The sequence below is a fragment of the Streptomyces sp. NPDC059917 genome (assembly GCF_042730635.1).
Taxonomy (GTDB): Bacteria; Actinomycetota; Actinomycetes; order Streptomycetales; family Streptomycetaceae; genus Streptomyces.
Map to the genome: position 1 here is coordinate 1 of NZ_JBHWLC010000096.1, position 17,639 is coordinate 17,639.

The window sequence follows — 17,639 nt, forward strand, 5'->3', positions numbered from 1 at the left end:
GGGGGGCGGCTGGTTGGTTCTTCGGGGCGCCTCCCGGCGCCCGGCGCGCGGGGCGGGGGGGGCCCCCCCCCGGGGGGCCCGCCGCTCCGCCGTTTCCGGGGCCGCTCGCCGGTGCCGTCCGGCGGGGCCCGTTCCTGCCGGGTGCCGGTCCCTGTGCCTCCGGCGGCGCTGGGGTGGCGGGGCCTTGGGGTGGTGGGTTTCAGCCTCGCCGGCGTTTGAGGCGCCGCCGGAGGCGGGGGGACCCGGGGTGCTGCGGGGTCCGGAGGGTGGGCGGGGCGGACGAGGGGGCGCAAGCCTCGCTACCATGGGTTATCCGGACCTGACCCGGCCCCGGATCCGCATGAGGAGCGCTCTTGCCAGACGAGGTCCAGCCACTCTCCGCCGCGCAGCCCGACCCGCAGGGCGAGCCCGCGCAGCCCGCGGCGGCCGCCACGCCCCCGCCGGCACCGGCCCCCGCACCGGCCCCCGCACCCGCCCCGGCGCGCCCCGCGCCCGCGAAGTCCGCCGGGTCCTCCAACCGGGTGCGCGCCCGTCTCGCCCGGCTGGGCGTGCAGCGTTCCAACCCGTACAACCCGGTCCTGGAACCCCTGCTGCGCATAGTCCGCAGCAACGACCCGAAGATCGAGACGGCGACGCTGCGCCAGATCGAGCAGGCGTACCAGGTCGCCGAGCGCTGGCACCGCGGCCAGAAGCGCAAGAGCGGCGACCCGTACATCACCCACCCGCTCGCGGTGACGACGATCCTCGCCGAGCTGGGCATGGACCCCGCCACCCTGATGGCCGGTCTCCTCCACGACACCGTCGAGGACACCGAGTACGGCCTGGAACAGCTCAGACGCGACTTCGGCGACGCCGTCGCCCTCCTCGTCGACGGCGTCACCAAGCTCGACCGGGTCAAGTTCGGCGAGGCGGCCCAGGCCGAGACCGTCCGCAAGATGGTCGTGGCCATGGCCAAGGACCCCCGCGTCCTGGTCATCAAGCTCGCCGACCGCCTGCACAACATGCGCACCATGCGGTACCTCAAGCGGGAGAAGCAGGAGAAGAAGGCCCGCGAGACGCTGGAGATCTACGCTCCGCTGGCCCACCGCCTGGGCATGAACACCATCAAGTGGGAGCTGGAGGACCTCGCCTTCGCGATCCTCTACCCCAAGATGTACGACGAGATCGTCCGCCTCGTCGCCGAGCGCGCGCCCAAGCGGGACGAGTACCTCACCATCGTCACCGACGAGGTGCAGAGCGACCTGCGCGCCGCCCGCATCAAGGCCACCGTCACCGGTCGGCCCAAGCACTACTACAGCGTCTACCAGAAGATGATCGTCCGTGGGCGCGACTTCGCGGAGATCTACGACCTGGTCGGCATCCGGGTGCTGGTCGACACCGTCCGGGACTGCTACGCCGCCCTCGGCACCGTGCACGCGCGATGGAACCCGGTCCCCGGCCGGTTCAAGGACTACATCGCGATGCCCAAGTTCAACATGTACCAGTCGCTGCACACGACGGTCATCGGCCCCAGCGGCAAGCCCGTCGAGCTGCAGATCCGCACCTTCGACATGCACCGCCGCGCCGAGTACGGCATCGCCGCGCACTGGAAGTACAAGCAGCAGACGGTCGCCGGAGCCTCCAAGGTCCGCACCGACGTCCCGCAGGCCGCCAAGGGCACCGCGGGCCAGGACACCGTCAACGACATGGCCTGGCTGCGCCAGTTGCTCGACTGGCAGAAGGAGACCGAGGACCCGGGCGAGTTCCTGGACTCGCTGCGCTTCGACCTCTCGCGCAACGAGGTCTTCGTCTTCACGCCCAAGGGCGACGTCATCGCCCTGCCCGCGGGCGCCACCTCGGTGGACTTCGCGTACGCCGTCCACACCGAGGTCGGCCACCGGACCATAGGGGCACGGGTCAACGGGCGGCTGGTCCCGCTCGAATCCACCCTCGACAACGGCGACCTGATCGAGGTCTTCACCTCCAAGGCCGAGGGCGCGGGCCCGTCCCGCGACTGGCTGGGCTTCGTGAAGTCCCCGCGCGCCCGCAACAAGATCCGCGCCTGGTTCTCCAAGGAGCGCCGCGACGAGGCCATCGAGCAGGGCAAGGACGCCATCGCGCGGGCCATGCGCAAGCAGAACCTGCCGATCCAGCGGATCCTCACCGGCGACTCGCTCGTCACCCTCGCCCACGAGATGCGCTACCCCGACATCTCCTCGCTCTACGCGGCGATCGGCGAGGGCCACGTGGCCGCGCAGGGCGTCGTGCAGAAGCTGGTCCAGGCCCTCGGCGGCGAGGACGCGGCCAACGAGGACATCGAGGAGAGCGTCCCGCCCTCGCGCACCCGCGGCAAGCGCCGCAACAACGCGGACCCGGGCGTGGTGGTCAAGGGCGTCGACGACGTCTGGGTGAAGCTCGCCCGCTGCTGCACGCCGGTGCCCGGCGACCCGATCATCGGGTTCGTCACGCGCGGCAGCGGCGTATCGGTCCACCGGGCCGACTGCGTCAACGTCGACTCGCTCTCGCAGCAGCCCGAGCGGATCCTCGCCGTCGAATGGGCCCCGACCCAGTCGTCCGTCTTCCTGGTCGCCATCCAGGTCGAGGCGCTGGACCGGTCCCGGCTGCTGTCGGACGTCACCCGGGTGCTGTCGGACCAGCACGTCAACATCCTGTCGGCGGCCGTCCAGACCTCCCGCGACCGCGTCGCCACCTCGCGCTTCACCTTCGAGATGGGGGACCCGAAGCACCTGGGCCACGTCCTGAAGGCCGTGCGCGGCGTGGAGGGGGTCTACGACGTCTACCGCGTGACCTCGGCCCGCAGGCCGTAGGGCGGACCGTACGCCCTCGGAAACGACAGCGGGGCCCGGTGGTGGGAAGTCCTCCCACCACCGGGCCCCGAGTCGTGTCCGAGGGCCGGGGAAATCAGCCGCCGAACTCCTCCAGGCCCTTGAGCGCCTGGTCCAGCAGTGCCTGACGGCCTTCCAGCTCACGCCCCAGCTTGTCGGCCTTCGCGTTGTTGCCCGCGGCGCGCGCCGCGTCGACCTGGCCGCGGAGCTTGTCCACGGCCGCCTGGAGCTGACCGGTCAGACCCGCGGCGCGCGCACGCGCCTCCGGGTTCGTCCGGCGCCACTCGTTCTCCTCGGTCTCCTGCAGGGCGCGCTCGACCGTGTGCATCCGGCCCTCGACCTTGGGCCGCGCGTCACGCGGTACGTGGCCGATGGCCTCCCAGCGCTCGTTCAGGGAACGGAAGGCGGCCCGCGCCGCCTTCAGGTCCGTGATCGGCAGGAGCTTCTCGGCCTCGTCGGCCAGCTCCTCCTTGAGCTTGAGGTTCTCGTCCTGCTCGGCGTCGCGCTCGGCGAAGACCTCGCCGCGCGCCGCGAAGAAGACGTCCTGCGCCCCGCGGAAACGGTTCCACAGGTCGTCCTCGGACTCGCGCTGCGCCCGCCCGACGGCCTTCCAGTCCGCCATCAGCTCGCGGTAGCGGGCGGCCGTCGTGCCCCAGTCGGTCGACTTGGACAGCGACTCGGCCTCGGCGACCAGCTTCTCCTTGGCCTTGCGCGCGTCCTCGCGCTGCGCGTCCAGGGACGCGAAGTGCGCCTTGCGACGCTTGGAGAAGGCGGAGCGGGCGTGCGAGAAGCGGTGCCACAGCTCGTCGTCCGACTTGCGGTCGAGGCGGGGCAGCGCCTTCCAGGTGTCCACGAGCGCCCGCAGCCGCTCCCCGGCACTGCGCCACTGGTCGCTCTGCGCCAGTTCCTCGGCCTCGGCGACGAGCTTGTCCTTGGCGAGGCGGGCCTCGTCGGTCTGCTTCGCCTTCTGGACCTTGCGCTCCTCGCGACGCGAGTCCACGGTCGCGACCAGCTTGTCGAGGCGCACCCGCAGCGCGGCGAGGTCGCCGACCGCGTGGTGCTCGTCCACCTGCGTGCGCAGGTGGTCGATCGCCGTCGTCGCGTCCTTGGAGGACAGATCGGTGGTCCGCACCCGCCGCTCGAGGAGGCCGATCTCGACCACCAGGCCCTCGTACTTGCGCTCGAAGTAGGCCAGGGCCTCCTCAGGGGTGCCCGCCTGCCAGGAGCCGACGACCTGTTCGCCATCGGCAGTACGCACGTACACGGTGCCCGTCTCGTCGACGCGGCCCCACGGGTCGCTGCTCACAGCGCCTCCTCCACCTGATGCCTGCGGGGGTGTTCGCCCCCTGGCATCGTCCACAGTTTCCTAGGGCGGGCAGCGCCCGCCCCGCACAACGCCAACATAGGCGACCGCCGCCCCGGCTGTCCGCATCCAGCACGACGCAATCTCGCCGGTCGCGACGGTCCGTTCAGGCTAGGGCCCGCACTAGTTCTTGGTGACCGCGGCCTTCTCGATGGTCACCGGCTTCTTCGGCGCGGGAGCCTTGTCGCCGTCGGCGACGCCCTCCTTGGCCACGTCCTGGACGATCTTGAGACCGCCGGCATCCATCGTCCCGAAGGGGGTGTAGCTGGGCGGCAGCGGGCTGTCCTTGTAGACCAGGAAGAACTGGCTGCCGCCGGAGCCGGGCTGGCCGGTGTTGGCCATCGCGACCGTGCCGGTCGGGTAGACGACCTTGCCGTCCGCGCCCGGCTTGCCGAGCGCGTCGAGGTTCTCGTCCGCGATCGTGTAGCCCGGGCCGCCCATGCCGGTGCCCTCGGGGTCGCCGCACTGGAGGACGAAGATCCCCTCGGTGGTCAGCCGGTGGCACTTGGTGTTGTCGAAGAAGCCCTTGTCCGCGAGCGACTTGAACGAGTTCACGGTCTGCGGGGTCTTCGCCGCGTCCATGTCGATCTTGATCTCGCCCTCGTTGGTCTTGAGGGAGAAGGCGTACTTCGCCTTGGCGTCGATCGCCATGGCCGGCGACGGCGACGTCTTGGGAGTGGGGGTCGGCGAGGGCGCCGGGTCCGCGGCGGAGTCCTTCGTGTCCTTCTTCCCGTCGAACACGCCGCCCACGGTCAGACCGACCAGCACCGCGATCACCACGGCCGCGGCCGCGCCGATCACCGCGGTCCGTCTGCGGGCCTTCTGCCGGGCCTTGGCCCTGCGCTCCTGCTGACGCTCGAACTTCTCCCTGGCGAGCTGGCGCCGCCGCTGATCGCTCGTGACCACCGGGTCTGTCTCCTCGTTGCAGTGGGCCTGTGGGCTGTGGGCACCGCCCAGGCCGTACCGTATATGGGTTCGCTGTGTGATGAGCGTCGCCGGTAGGCTCTGATCTGCACCTACCCCACCTGACGATTGAGGACGAACGTGCTGATTGCCGGGTTCCCGGCCGGGGCCTGGGGGACCAACTGCTATGTGGTCGCCCCCGCCGCGGGTGAGGAGTGCGTCATCATCGACCCGGGCCACCAGGCCGCCCAGGGTGTCGAGGAGACGCTGAAGAAGCATCGGCTCAAGCCCGTCGCGGTCGTCCTCACCCACGGCCACATCGACCACGTGGCCTCGGTGGTCCCCGTGTGCGGAGCGCACGACGTCCCCGCCTGGATCCACCCGAGCGACCGCTACATGATGAGCGACCCGGAGAAGGCCCTCGGCCGCTCCATCGGGATGCCGCTCATGGGCGAGCTCACCGTCGGCGAGCCGGACGACGTCCGCGAGCTGACCGACGGAGCGCGGCTGGCCCTGGCCGGTCTGGAGTTCACCGTCGCGCACGCGCCGGGGCATACGAAGGGGTCGGTGACCTTCCAGGTCCCCGAAGCGGCCGACGTCCCGTCGGTGTTCTTCTCGGGCGACCTGCTCTTCGCCGGCTCCATCGGGCGCACGGACCTGCCCGGCGGCTCCCACACCGAGATGCTCGCCTCGCTGGCCCGCGTGTGCCTGCCGCTCGACGACTCGACCGTGGTGCTGTCCGGCCACGGTCCCCAGACCAGCATCGGCCGTGAGCGCGCGACCAACCCCTACCTGAGGGAAGTCGCCGCCGGCCACGGAGCGGGCCCCGCTCCACGACGAGGAATGTGACGAGTTTCGTGAGTACTTTCCAGGCCCCCAAGGGCACGTACGACCTGCTGCCGCCCCGCTCGGCCAGCTTCCTCGCGGTGCGCGAGGCGATCGCCGCCCCGCTGAGGAACTCGGGCTACGGGTACGTCGAGACCCCCGGCTTCGAGAACGTCGAGCTCTTCTCGCGCGGCGTCGGCGAGTCCACCGACATCGTCAGCAAGGAGATGTACACCCTCACGACGAAGGGCGGCGACGAGCTCGCCCTGCGCCCCGAGGGCACCGCCTCCGTGCTGCGCGCCGCGCTCCAGGGCAACCTGCACAAGCTCGGCGGCCTGCCCGTCAAGCTCTGGTACTCCGGCTCGTACTACCGCTACGAGCGCGCCCAGAAGGGCCGCTACCGCCACTTCTCGCAGGTCGGCGCCGAGGCGATCGGCGGCGAGGACCCGGCGCTGGACGCCGAGCTGATCATCCTCGCCGACCAGGCCTACCGCTCGCTGGGGCTGCGGAACTTCCGGATCCTGCTGAACTCGCTGGGCGACAAGGAGTGCCGCCCCGTCTACCGCGAGGCGCTCCAGGCCTTCCTGCGCGGGCTGGACCTGGACGCCGAGACGGTGCGCCGGGCCGAGATCAACCCGCTGCGCGTCCTCGACGACAAGCGGGCCGACGTACAGGCCCAGCTCGTCGGGGCGCCGGTGTTGCGCGACTACCTGTGCGACGCGTGCAAGGCGTACCACGAGGAGGTGCGGGCGCTGGTGACGGCGGCCGGAGTGGTCTTCGAGGACGACGAGAAGCTGGTGCGCGGGCTCGACTACTACACGCGGACCACCTTCGAGTTCGTCCACGACGGTCTGGGCTCCCAGTCCGCGGTGGGCGGCGGCGGCCGCTACGACGGCCTCTCCGAGATGATCGGCGGCCCCGCGCTGCCGTCCGTGGGCTGGGCCCTCGGCGTGGACCGTACGGTGCTGGCGCTGGAGGCGGAGGGCATCGAGCTGGACATCCCCGCGTCCACGACGGTCTTCGCGGTCGGGCTCGGCGAGGAGGCGCGCCGCGCCCTCTTCGACACCGTGACCCAGCTGCGCCGGGCCGGGATCGCCGCGGACTTCTCCTTCGGGGGCAAGGGCCTCAAGGGCGCGATGAAGGACGCCAACCGCTCCGGGGCCCGCTTCACCGTGGTCGCCGGAGACCGGGACCTCGCCGAGGGCGTCGTCCAGCTCAAGGACATGGAGTCCGGGGACCAGACCCCGGTCGCCCTGGCCGACGTGGTCGAAGCGGTGCGCGCGAAGCTGGCCTGACCCGCGCCCCGCCCGGGGCGCGCACGACCCACCACCGCCGCGACGGCGCAGCCACCCGGCCGTCGCGGCGGTGGCGTACTTATGCGCACCGAACGGTGGACCGTCGGCCCCGTACGGCACAATGGCCCCTGCTTGTCGACCTTGCTTGCACGGATGTGGGAGAGCGGCCGTATGACGACCACCACCGGTAGTGACGTTCCGCGGACCGTCGGCGGCAGTCGGGCGCTGGCCTGGCTGCTGGTGATCACGGGAGCCGCGGGCCTGCTCGCCGCCTGGGTGATCACCATCGACAAGTTCAAGCTGCTGGAGGACCCGAACTTCACCCCGGGCTGCAGCCTGAACCCGGTCGTCTCCTGCGGCAACATCATGAAGAGCGACCAGGCGTCCGCCTTCGGCTTCCCGAACCCGATGCTCGGCCTGGTCGCCTACGGGATCGTCGTCTGCGTGGGCATGAGCCTGCTGGCCGGGGCGCGCTTTCGTCCCTGGTACTGGCTGACCCTCAATGCCGGAGCCCTCTTCGGCGTCGGCTTCTGCGCCTGGCTGATGTACCAGTCGCTGTACAACATCAACTCGCTGTGCCTGTGGTGCTCCCTGGCCTGGGTCGCGACGATCTTCCTCTTCTGGTACGTCACCGCCCACAACGTCCGGGAGGGCCTGCTGCCGGCGCCGTCCTGGCTGCGGGGCTTCTTCGGCGAGTTCGCGTGGGTGCTGCCGGTACTGCACGTCGGGATCATCGGCATGCTGATCCTGACCCGCTGGTGGGACTTCTGGACCTCGTGAGCGCGCGGGGCCGCACTGTCGGTGGCCTCGCATAGGCTTTCGGGGTGGAACCAGACCTCTTCACCGCAGCAGCCGAGGACCGCCAGGAGAAGGACCCGTCGAGTTCTCCGCTCGCCGTCCGGATGCGCCCGCGCACCCTGGACGAGGTCGTCGGCCAGCAGCACCTGCTCAAGCCCGGCTCTCCGCTGCGCCGCCTGGTGGGCGACGGGGCCGGGGGTCCGGCCGGCGCCTCCTCGGTGATCCTGTGGGGTCCGCCCGGCATCGGCAAGACCACCTTGGCGTACGTCGTCAGCCAGGCCACCCAGAAGCGGTTCGTGGAGCTCTCCGCGATCACCGCCGGGGTCAAGGAGGTCCGCGCGGTCATCGAGGGCGCCCGGCGGGCCGCCGGGGGGTACGGCAAGGAGACCGTCCTCTTCCTCGACGAGATCCACCGCTTCAGCAAGGCCCAGCAGGACTCCCTCCTCCCGGCCGTCGAGAACCGCTGGGTCACCCTGATCGCCGCGACCACCGAGAACCCGTACTTCTCGATCATCTCGCCGCTGCTCTCGCGCTCCCTGCTGCTCACCCTCGAACCGCTCACCGACGAGGACCTCAGCGCGCTGATGGCACGGGCGCTCACCGAGGAGCGCGGACTCGGCGGGGCGGTCACCCTGCCGGCCGATGCCGAGGCGCACCTGCTGCGGATCGCGGGCGGCGACGCGCGGCGCGCGCTGACCGCGCTGGAGGCGGGCGCCGGATCGGCCCTCGCCAAGGGCGAGGCCGAGATCACCCTCCAGACCGTGGAGGAGGCCGTCGACCGGGCGGCCGTGAAGTACGACCGGGACGGCGACCAGCACTACGACGTGGCCAGCGCCCTGATCAAGTCGATCCGCGGCTCCGACGTGGACGCCGCCCTGCACTACCTGGCCCGGATGATCGAGGCGGGGGAGGACCCCCGCTTCATCGCGCGCCGCCTGATGATCTCGGCGAGCGAGGACATCGGCCTCGCGGACCCGACCGCCCTGCCGACCGCCGTCGCGGCGGCCCAGGCGGTGGCGATGATCGGCTTCCCGGAGGCCGCGCTGACCCTGAGCCACGCGACGATCGCGCTGGCGCTGGCGCCCAAGTCGAACACGGCCACCACCGCGATCGGGGCCGCCCTCGCCGACGTGCGGGCGGGACTGACGGGGCCGGTCCCCGCGCACCTGCGGGACGGCCACTACAAGGGGGCGGCGAAGCTGGGGCACGCGGTGGGGTACGTGTACCCGCACGACGTGCCGGGCGCGATCGCGGCGCAGCAGTACGCGCCGGACGAGATCCACGGCAAGCGGTACTACGAGCCGACGCGGTACGGGGCGGAGGCGCGGTACGCGGACGTGGTGGAGAAGGTGCGCGAGCGGCTGCGCGGGAACTGACCGTCCGGGGTCGCGGGCGCGCCCCGCGCTGCGCGCGGCCGGGCCCCGACCTAGGGTCGTCCCATGGGTCAGCGTTGCGCGGGAGCCGTCCTCGCCGTGGTGGCGGCGCTCCTGGTCGGCGGGTGCCACCACGAGCAGCGGGAAGCGGCGGCCCGGGCCAGCGCGGCGGCGCTGCTCGCGCGGGCGCCGCTGACCGGCCCCGGGTTCCCGCCCGCCGCGGCCGCGGCCAGGTCCCAGCTGAACGGCCTCACCGTCGAGTGGGGCAAGAACTGGCAGACGTACAAGCGGGAGAACTTCGGCAGGTACTGGTCCGACGAGACCGACGCCGTCGGCGGCCGCAACGGCTGCGACACCCGTGACGACGTGCTGCGCCGCGACCTGAGCGAGCTGCGCGAGGGCGACCGCAATCCCTGCGTGGTGGTGTCCGGGGTGCTGCACGACCCCTACACCGGGAAGTCCCTCCCCTATTACTACCGGCGGGCCTCGCAGATCCAGACCGACCACGTCGTCGCCCTCGGCGCCGCCTGGCGCGCGGGCGCGTACGCCTGGACCCCGCAGCGCCGACTGGAGTACGCCAACGACCTCGACGTGCTGCTCGCGGCGGACAAGCAGACGAACTACGACAAGAGCAGCAAGACCGCGGACAAGTGGCGCCCGCCGCGGCGGGAGTACTGGTGCGAGTACGCGCGCCGCTACACCGGCATCAAGCACAAGTACCGGCTGTCCGTCACCGCCCCCGAGAAGCTCGCGCTCCAGGAACTGTTGGCCACGTGCCCGGCGGGACAGTGACGGGCGTTCAGTGACCGGCGGCGGCGAAGAGCGTGTGCATCGCCCGGCGCAGCCCGCCGATGTCGTGGACCGGTGTCGGGAAGTCGAAGCGCGCGTCGAAGGGGCCGCCCGCGGCGCCGGTGAAGCGGACCCGCAGGCCGAGCCGGTCCAGGGCGAGCGGGACCGCGTCCAGCCCGGCGTCGGCGCGCGGGCCCAGCAGGCCGCACAGCTCGCGGACCCGGTCGCCGTGTTCGGCGTACAGGTGCTGGAGCAGCTCCGTCTCGTGGGCCACCATCGGGTCCGGCTCGGCGGCGGCCAGCGCGTCGGGGTCCACGTGGCCGGAGCCCCACAGGTCGTCGACGGTGATCTCGCCGACCTCCAGCCGCAGCAGCATCCAGGCGGGGCGCCCGTAGCGGCCGGGGGAGGGATCGGGGTCGAGGGCCTCGCCCATGCCCAGCAGCTCGCCCACCGGATGGCGCTCGGCGAGCAGGGCGGCGCATGCGGCGCGGTCGTCCCCGCGCACCGGAGTGAGCCAGCCCGCCAGCCACGCGCGGCCTCGGATACGATGGGGCACGGACACCGGCGCCACGTCCGTGATCTCGATCACGGCGGTGAGGTCGTCGTCCTGGGCGTGAGCGGCTGCCCTGGCAGCCGCGGATTCCCCTGACACAAGGAGAATCACGTCCCCGTCCGGAGTGACGGTCCTAGCGGCCGGCATTCCCGTCCCGAACCCGTCCGGCTCGTGCGTGTCGTGAGCACCCGGCAGAGTGAGGGATACTGAGGCGTTGGACTCTACGAGGGTTCGTACGCGCTCGGCTCCGGTGAGCTGTCGAGCGCCTTCCCTGGGACGCGGCTGACTCTGCCAATCGTCGTCGAAAGCAGATCCTGTTTCGTTTGGATCTGAACTTCGACGCGCACTGGGCAGGGGGATCCCATGTGGTCGAGACATTACGTCCTCCTCGCTAAGGTAAGCCTCACCTAACTTACATGGAGGTAGGTTCCACGTGAACCAGAAGCGACCCAAGGTCAAGAAGTCGCGTGCCCTCGGCATTGCGCTGACCCCGAAGGCCGTCAAGTACTTCGAGGCCCGCCCCTACCCGCCGGGCGAGCACGGCCGTGGCCGCAAGCAGAACTCGGACTACAAGGTGCGTCTGCTCGAGAAGCAGCGTCTGCGCGCCCAGTACGACATCTCCGAGCGCCAGATGGCCCGCGCGTACGACCGCGCGAAGAAGGCCGAAGGCAAGACGGGCGAGGCGCTTGTCGTCGAGCTCGAGCGTCGCCTCGACGCCCTGGTCCTGCGTTCGGGCATCGCCCGCACCATCTACCAGGCGCGCCAGATGGTCGTTCACGGCCACATCGAGGTCAACGGTGGCAAGGTCGACAAGCCGTCGTTCCGTGTCCGCCCGGACGACGTCATCACGGTCCGCGAGCGCAGCCGCGACAAGCACCCCTTCCAGGTTGCTCGTGAGGGTGGCTACGCCGGCGAGGGTGAGGCCCCCCGCTACCTGCAGATCAACCTGAAGGCCCTGGCCTTCCGCCTCGACCGTGACCCGAACCGCAAGGAAATCCCGGTCATCTGCGACGAGCAGCTCGTCGTCGAGTACTACGCCCGCTGATTTCCCTCAGCGAGCGCGGTCCTCACAGGCTGTTCGTCTCGACGGAAGCCCGTCCGCTCCCCTTCGGGGGAGGGGGCGGGCTTTCCGCCGTTCCGCGCGGTCGCGGTACGGCGCCCTCGTTCCTTCCGGCGCCCTGCCCCGCCCGCGGCTCCGGCCCCCGCAGGGCCCGCTCCACCACCGCGTCCAGCGTCAGGCCGCGCCCGTGCCGGGCCCCGGCCGCGTACCGCTCGGCGCCCAGCAGCTCGCCCGCCCGCTCCTGGCACATCAGGCGCGGCGCGTTGAAGTAGCCCGAGCCGAAGAGCCGCAGCCCCACCGAGCCCCACAGCGGCTCCGCCGCCCCCTGGAGCACCGCCGCCTCCGCCGGTTCCCCCTCGGTCACCGTCACCAGCGCCAGCAGTTCGAGCGCGAGCACCAGGCCCAGCAGGTCGTGGAAGGCGTGGTTGATCGTCACGCATTCGTTCAGCAGCCGCCGCGCCTCGGCCGCGCCGCCCGCGTCCAGGGCCGCGTAGGCGAGGACGTACAGCGCGTACGCCTTCGCCCAGCGCTCCCCGCGCTCCTCGCAGATCTCCCGGGCCTCCTCGCACAGGGCCAGCGCGCCCGGCAGGTCCCCCTGGAAGGCCGTGGCCATCGCCAGCTCCACCTGGCACATCAGGACGTTGCTGTTCAGCTCCCCGGCCTCCCGGTAGTGCCCGAGAGCCGCCCCCAGCAGCTCCCCGGCCCGCACCATGTCGTCCGAGAGCAGCGCCAGGCAGCCCAGCCGGTGCACCGCGTAGGCCGTGGCCACCGGGTTCCCGACGGCCCCGGCAGCGTCGAGGCACTCGTGCAGGGCGCTCATCGACGCCACGGCGTCCCCCTGGAGGGCCGCCACGTACCCGAGCACCCACAGGGCCTTCAACCGGGCCGGTTCCTGCTCGGCCCCCGGGCGGTCGGCCCCCGGGCGCTCGGCCTGCTCCAGCGTGCGGTCCAGCCAGAGCCGCCCCTCGGTGAGCCGGCCGCAGCCCGCCCAGTAGAACCACAGGGTCCCCGCCAGGTACTGGCCCAGGTGCAGCTCGTCCGGCTCCTCCAGGCAGCACTCCAGCGCGAGCCGCAGGTTGGGCAGCTCGCTCTCCACCAGGGCCGCCACCTCGTGCTGGCGCGGACTGAACCAGTCCAGCTCGCACCAGGTCGCCAGGCCCATGTACCAGTCGCGGTGGCGACGGCGCAGCCGCCCGGCGTCACCGAGCGACTCCAGCCAGCCCGCCCCGTACATCCGTACGGTCTCCAGCATCCGGTAGCGGATGCCCGCCGGGGTCCGCTCGCGCACCAGCACGGACTGCGCGAGCAGCTCCCCGACCAGGTCCAGCACGCCCTCGACCGGCAGGTCCGGGCCCGCGCAGACGTACTCGGCCGCGTCCAGGTCGAACTGGCCGGCGAAGACCGACAGCCGCGCCCACAGCAGCCGCTCCTCGGCCGTGCACAGCTCGTGGCTCCACCCGATCGCGGTCCGCAGCGCCCGGTGCCGCGGGAGCGCCCCGCGCCCCCCGCCCGTCAGCAGGGCGAACCGGTCCTCCAGCCGCACCACCACCTGGGCCGGGGAGAGCGCGCGCAGCCGCCCCGCCGCCAGCTCCAGGGCGAGCGGGAGCCCGTCGAGCCGGGCGCAGAGCTCGCCGAGCGCGGCCCGGTTCTCGCCGGTGACCGCGAAGCCGGGATCGGCCGCGACCGCCCGGTCGGCCAGCAGCGCCAGCGCGTCGTCGGCGTCCAGCGGGGCCAGCGGGAAGCCGTGCTCGCCGTCCAGCGCGAGCGGCCGCCGCCCGGCGGCCAGCACGCACAGGCCGGGGGAGCGGCGCAGCAGTTCGTGGACCAGCTCCGCGCACTCCTCGACCAGCTGCTCGAAGCCGTCCAGGACGAGCAGCAACCGGCGCGGCGCCAGGTGCTCCGCCAGCACGGTGCGGGGCGGGCGCCTGGTGTGGTCGGTCAGCGCGAGGGCCTCGGCGAACGTCAGTTCCAGCAGCGCGGGATCGCGCAGGGTCGACAGCTCGACCAGCCAGACGCCGTCGCAGTAGCGTTCCTGCGCCCGGCGGGCGGCGGCGAGCACCAGCCGGGACTTGCCCACGCCCCCGGTGCCGGTCACCGTCACCAGGCGCGCGGATTCCAGCAGACGCGCCAGTTCGCCCAGTTCCGGGCCCCGGCCGACGAAGCCGTTCAGCTCCGAGGGAAGATTGCCGTAGGGCGCCGTGGCGCGGGGGGAGTCCTCGGGTGCTCGCATGGGACACGGAGGGTACTGGTCCGCATGCGCTGCGTACAAGGCGATCGGGTCCGACCTCCGAATTCCGGTAGGGCCGCGGATCTCCGGCGCGATAGGGTCGGGGGACGAGTTTTCAACACGCAGAGAGCGGTGCAAAGTGTCCGGTGGTGAGGTGGCCGGGATCCTCGTGGCCGTCTTCTGGGCGATCCTGGTCTCGTTCCTCGCGCTCGCGCTGGCGCGACTGGCCCAGACGCTGAGGGCGACCACCAAGCTGGTGGCCGAGGTGACCGAGCAGGCCGTCCCGCTGCTGGCGGACGCCTCCATGACCGTACGCTCCGCGCGCACCCAGCTCGACCGGGTCGACGCCATCGCCAGCGACGTCCAGGAAGTCACCTCCAACGCCTCCGCGCTCTCCAGCACCGTGGCCTCCGCCTTCGGCGGCCCGCTGGTCAAGGTCGCGGCCTTCGGCTACGGAGTGCGCAAGGCGCTCGGGCGCAAGGAGGCGGCGGCAGCGGCCCCGAACGGCGCGCCCGCGCGGACACCCAGGCGTACCGTGATCGTCGGACGGACCGTACCGGCGGCCCGGCGCCGGAAGCAGAAGGACTGAGACAGCGATGTTCCGCCGTACCTTCTGGTTCACCGCAGGCGCAGCCGCCGGTGTGTGGGCCACCACCAAGGTCAACCGCAAGCTCAAGCAACTGACGCCGGAGAGCCTCGCCGCGCAGGCCGCCGACAAGGCGCTCGAAGCGGGCCACCGGCTCAAGGACTTCGCCCTCGACGTCAAAGCGGGAATGACGCAGCGCGAGGACGAGCTGAACGACGCACTGGGTCTGCACCAGGACCCGGACCGGCCCGACAACGTCACCGCCCTTCCCGGGCCGCGGCGGCTGCGGGCCATCGGGGCCGAACAGGGCCCCGGCAAGCACCCCAAGAACAACCCACCGAAGTTTTCGTACAACCGGAATGAGGACCACTGATGGAGTCGGCTGAAATCCGCCGCCGCTGGCTGAGCTTCTTCGAGGAGCGCGGTCACGCCGTTGTCCCTTCGGCGTCGCTCATCGCGGACGACCCGACTCTGCTGCTGGTCAACGCGGGCATGGTCCCGTTCAAGCCGTACTTCCTGGGTGAGGTCAAGCCGCCCGCCTCGAAGCTCACCAGCGTCCAGAAGTGCGTGCGCACGCCGGACATCGAAGAGGTCGGCAAGACCACCCGCCACGGCACGTTCTTCCAGATGTGCGGCAACTTCTCCTTCGGCGAGTACTTCAAGGAAGGCGCCATCCAGTACGCCTGGGAGCTGCTCACCGGCTCCGTGGCGGACGGCGGCTTCGGCCTGGAGCCCGAGAAGCTCTGGATCACGGTCTACCTCGACGACGACGAGGCCGAGCAGATCTGGCGCGAGAAGATCGGCGTCCCCGCCGAGCGCATCCAGCGCCTGGGCAAGAAGGACAACTTCTGGTCCATGGGCGTCCCCGGCCCCTGCGGCCCGTGTTCCGAGATCAACTACGACCGCGGCCCCGAGTTCGGCGTCGAGGGCGGCCCGGCCGTCAACGACGAGCGGTACGTGGAGATCTGGAACCTGGTCTTCATGCAGTTCGAGCGCGGCGCCGGCGAGAACAAGGAGGACTTCCCGATCCTCGGGGACCTGCCGTCGAAGAACATCGACACCGGCCTCGGTCTCGAACGCCTCGCCATGATCCTGCAGGGCGTACAGAACATGTACGAGACCGACACCCTGCGCGTGGTCATGGACAAGGCCACCGAGCTGACCGGCGTCCGCTACGGCCAGGCCAAGGACAGCGACGTCTCGATGCGCGTGGTCGCCGACCACATCCGCACCTCCGCCATGCTCATCGGCGACGGGGTCACCCCCGGCAACGAGGGCCGCGGCTACGTGCTGCGCCGCATCATGCGCCGCGCCATCCGCAACATGCGCCTCATGGGCGCCACCGGCCCGGTCGTCCTGGACCTCATCGGCGTCGTCGTCGACACCATGGGCCTCCAGTACCCGGAGCTGATCACCGAGCGCAAGCGGATCGAGACCGTCGCCCTCGCCGAAGAGGCCGCCTTCCTGAAGGCGCTCAAGGGCGGCACGAACATCCTCGACACCGCCATCACCGAGACCAAGGCCGCCGGCGGCTCGGTCCTGGCCGGCGACAAGGCGTTCCTGCTCCACGACACCTGGGGCTTCCCGATCGACCTCACCCTGGAGATGGCCTCCGAGCAGGGCCTCACCGTGGACGAGCCGGGCTTCCGCCGCCTGATGCAGGAGCAGCGGGACAAGGCCAAGGCCGACGCCCGTGCCAAGAAGACCGGTCACGCCGACCTGTCCGCCTACCGCGAGGTCGCCGACAACTCCGGCGAGACCGAGTTCACCGGCTACGGCTCCACCGAGGGCGAGTCCACCATCGTCGGCCTGCTCGTCGACGGCGTCTCCTCGCCGGCCGCCTCCGAGGGCGACGAGGTCGAGATCGTCCTGGACCGCAGCCCGTTCTACGCCGAGGGCGGCGGCCAGCTCGCCGACCAGGGCCGGATCAAGCTGCACTCCGGCGCCGTCGTCGAGATCCGCGACGTGCAGAAGCCCGTACCGGGCGTGCACGTGCACAAGGGTGTCGTCCAGGTCGGCGAGGTGACGGTCGGCGCCTCCGCCTACGCCGTCATCGACGTCAAGCGCCGCCGGGCCATCGCCCGCGCCCACTCGGCCACCCACCTGACCCACCAGGCGCTGCGGGACGCCCTCGGCCCGACGGCCGCCCAGGCCGGTTCCGAGAACTCGCCCGGTCGCTTCCGCTTCGACTTCGGTTCGCCCAACGCCGTCCCCGGCACCGTGCTCACCGACGTCGAGCAGAAGATCAACGACGTGCTGTCGCGCGAGCTCGACGTCACCGCCGAGGTCATGAGCATCGACGAGGCCAAGAAGCAGGGCGCCATCGCCGAGTTCGGCGAGAAGTACGGCGAGCGCGTGCGCGTCGTGACCATCGGCGACTTCTCCAAGGAGCTGTGCGGCGGCACCCACGTCGCCAACACCGCCCAGCTCGGCCTGGTCAAGCTGCTCGGCGAGTCCTCCATCGGCTCCGGCGTGCGCCGCGTCGAGGCCCTGGTCGGCGCCGACGCCTACAACTTCCTGGCCAAGGAGCACACGGTCGTCGCCCAGCTCCAGGAGCTGGTCAAGGGCCGCCCCGAGGAGCTGCCGGAGAAGATCGCCTCCATGCTCGGCAAGCTCAAGGACGCCGAGAAGGAGATCGAGAAGTTCCGCGCCGAGAAGGTGCTCCAGGCCGCCGCCGGCCTGGCCGCCGGCGCCCAGGACGTCCGCGGCGTCGCCGTGGTCACCGGCCAGGTGCCGGACGGCACCGGCGCCGACGACCTGCGCAAGCTGGTCCTCGACGTGCGCGGCCGCATCCAGGGCGACCGCCCGGTCGTCGTGGCCCTCTTCACGGTCGCGGGCGGCCGCCCGCTCACCGTGATCGCCACCAACGAGGCCGCCCGCGAGCGCGGTCTCAAGGCCGGTGACCTGGTGCGCACGGCCGCCAAGACCCTCGGTGGCGGTGGCGGCGGCAAGCCGGACGTCGCCCAGGGCGGCGGCCAGAACCCGGACGCCATCGGCGAGGCCATCGGCGCGATCGAGCGCCTCGTCGGAGAGACGGCCTGA

14 protein-coding genes are annotated in these 17,639 nt (G+C 71.6%); 10 read left to right on the plus strand and 4 right to left on the minus strand.

The features are described 5' to 3' along the window. The first annotated feature begins 353 nt into the window (after positions 1-353). Complete coding sequence (locus tag ACFWAR_RS34495) at positions 354-2,807, plus strand: RelA/SpoT family protein (protein ID WP_385786064.1); 2,454 nt, start codon at positions 354-356, stop codon at positions 2,805-2,807. Positions 2,808-2,901: 94 nt separating this feature from the next. Here ACFWAR_RS34495 and ACFWAR_RS34500 read toward each other — a convergent pair whose 3' ends face one another. Both ACFWAR_RS34500 and ACFWAR_RS34505 read right to left on the minus strand, forming a co-directional pair. Beyond that, positions 2,902-4,131, minus strand: a complete 1,230-nt coding sequence (locus ACFWAR_RS34500) for a DUF349 domain-containing protein (protein ID WP_385786067.1) — start codon at positions 4,129-4,131, stop codon at positions 2,902-2,904. 180 nt (positions 4,132-4,311) lie between these two features. Continuing rightward, a complete protein-coding gene (locus tag ACFWAR_RS34505) occupies positions 4,312-5,094 on the minus strand; it encodes a peptidylprolyl isomerase (protein WP_385786070.1) in 783 nt (260 codons plus the stop codon). Between the two features lie 138 nt (positions 5,095-5,232). Here ACFWAR_RS34505 and ACFWAR_RS34510 point away from each other — a divergent pair, with 138 nt between their 5' ends. The 5 genes from ACFWAR_RS34510 (at position 5,233) to ACFWAR_RS34530 (ending at position 10,174) form a co-directional block, all read left to right on the plus strand. Next, a complete protein-coding gene (locus ACFWAR_RS34510) occupies positions 5,233-5,940 on the plus strand; it encodes an MBL fold metallo-hydrolase (protein WP_385786073.1) in 708 nt (235 codons plus the stop codon). Between the two features lie 8 nt (positions 5,941-5,948). Continuing rightward, a complete protein-coding gene (hisS, locus tag ACFWAR_RS34515) occupies positions 5,949-7,211 on the plus strand; it encodes a histidine--tRNA ligase (RefSeq protein ID WP_385786075.1) in 1,263 nt (420 codons plus the stop codon). Between the two features lie 171 nt (positions 7,212-7,382). Continuing rightward, a complete protein-coding gene (locus tag ACFWAR_RS34520) occupies positions 7,383-7,991 on the plus strand; it encodes a vitamin K epoxide reductase family protein (RefSeq protein ID WP_385786077.1) in 609 nt (202 codons plus the stop codon). Between the two features lie 44 nt (positions 7,992-8,035). Continuing rightward, positions 8,036-9,385 carry a replication-associated recombination protein A gene (locus ACFWAR_RS34525; RefSeq protein ID WP_385786080.1) on the plus strand — a complete coding sequence of 450 codons (1,350 nt, stop codon included), beginning with the start codon at positions 8,036-8,038 and terminating at the stop codon, positions 9,383-9,385. 63 nt (positions 9,386-9,448) lie between these two features. Further along, complete coding sequence (locus tag ACFWAR_RS34530) at positions 9,449-10,174, plus strand: HNH endonuclease family protein (RefSeq protein ID WP_385786083.1); 726 nt, start codon at positions 9,449-9,451, stop codon at positions 10,172-10,174. Between the two features lie 7 nt (positions 10,175-10,181). Here ACFWAR_RS34530 and ACFWAR_RS34535 read toward each other — a convergent pair whose 3' ends face one another. Continuing rightward, positions 10,182-11,102 carry a DUF2470 domain-containing protein gene (locus tag ACFWAR_RS34535; protein ID WP_385786086.1) on the minus strand — a complete coding sequence of 307 codons (921 nt, stop codon included), beginning with the start codon at positions 11,100-11,102 and terminating at the stop codon, positions 10,182-10,184. A gap of 55 nt (positions 11,103-11,157) precedes the next feature. Between ACFWAR_RS34535 and rpsD the strand changes: the two genes are divergently transcribed. After that, complete coding sequence (gene rpsD, locus ACFWAR_RS34540; RefSeq protein ID WP_283451479.1) at positions 11,158-11,769, plus strand: 30S ribosomal protein S4; 612 nt, start codon at positions 11,158-11,160, stop codon at positions 11,767-11,769. Between the two features lie 22 nt (positions 11,770-11,791). On the opposite strand, the gene ACFWAR_RS34545 is transcribed toward rpsD, so the two are convergent. After that, on the minus strand, positions 11,792-14,014 hold the full coding sequence (locus ACFWAR_RS34545) for an ATP-binding protein (protein WP_385786090.1): 2,223 nt from the start codon (positions 14,012-14,014) through the stop codon (positions 11,792-11,794). Positions 14,015-14,150: 136 nt separating this feature from the next. On the opposite strand from ACFWAR_RS34545, the gene ACFWAR_RS34550 reads away from it, so the two are divergent. The 3 genes from ACFWAR_RS34550 to alaS are packed head-to-tail and all read left to right on the plus strand — an operon-like array spanning position 14,151 to position 17,639. Further along, positions 14,151-14,600 (plus strand): DUF948 domain-containing protein, encoded by a 450-nt coding sequence (locus ACFWAR_RS34550; RefSeq protein WP_354381474.1) that lies wholly within the window; start codon positions 14,151-14,153, stop codon positions 14,598-14,600. Positions 14,601-14,607: 7 nt separating this feature from the next. Further along, on the plus strand, positions 14,608-14,970 hold the full coding sequence (locus tag ACFWAR_RS34555) for a DUF6167 family protein (RefSeq protein ID WP_385786093.1): 363 nt from the start codon (positions 14,608-14,610) through the stop codon (positions 14,968-14,970). Continuing rightward, complete coding sequence (gene alaS, locus ACFWAR_RS34560) at positions 14,970-17,639, plus strand: alanine--tRNA ligase (protein ID WP_385786096.1); 2,670 nt, start codon at positions 14,970-14,972, stop codon at positions 17,637-17,639. The genes ACFWAR_RS34555 and alaS overlap by 1 nt, the downstream gene beginning before the upstream one ends.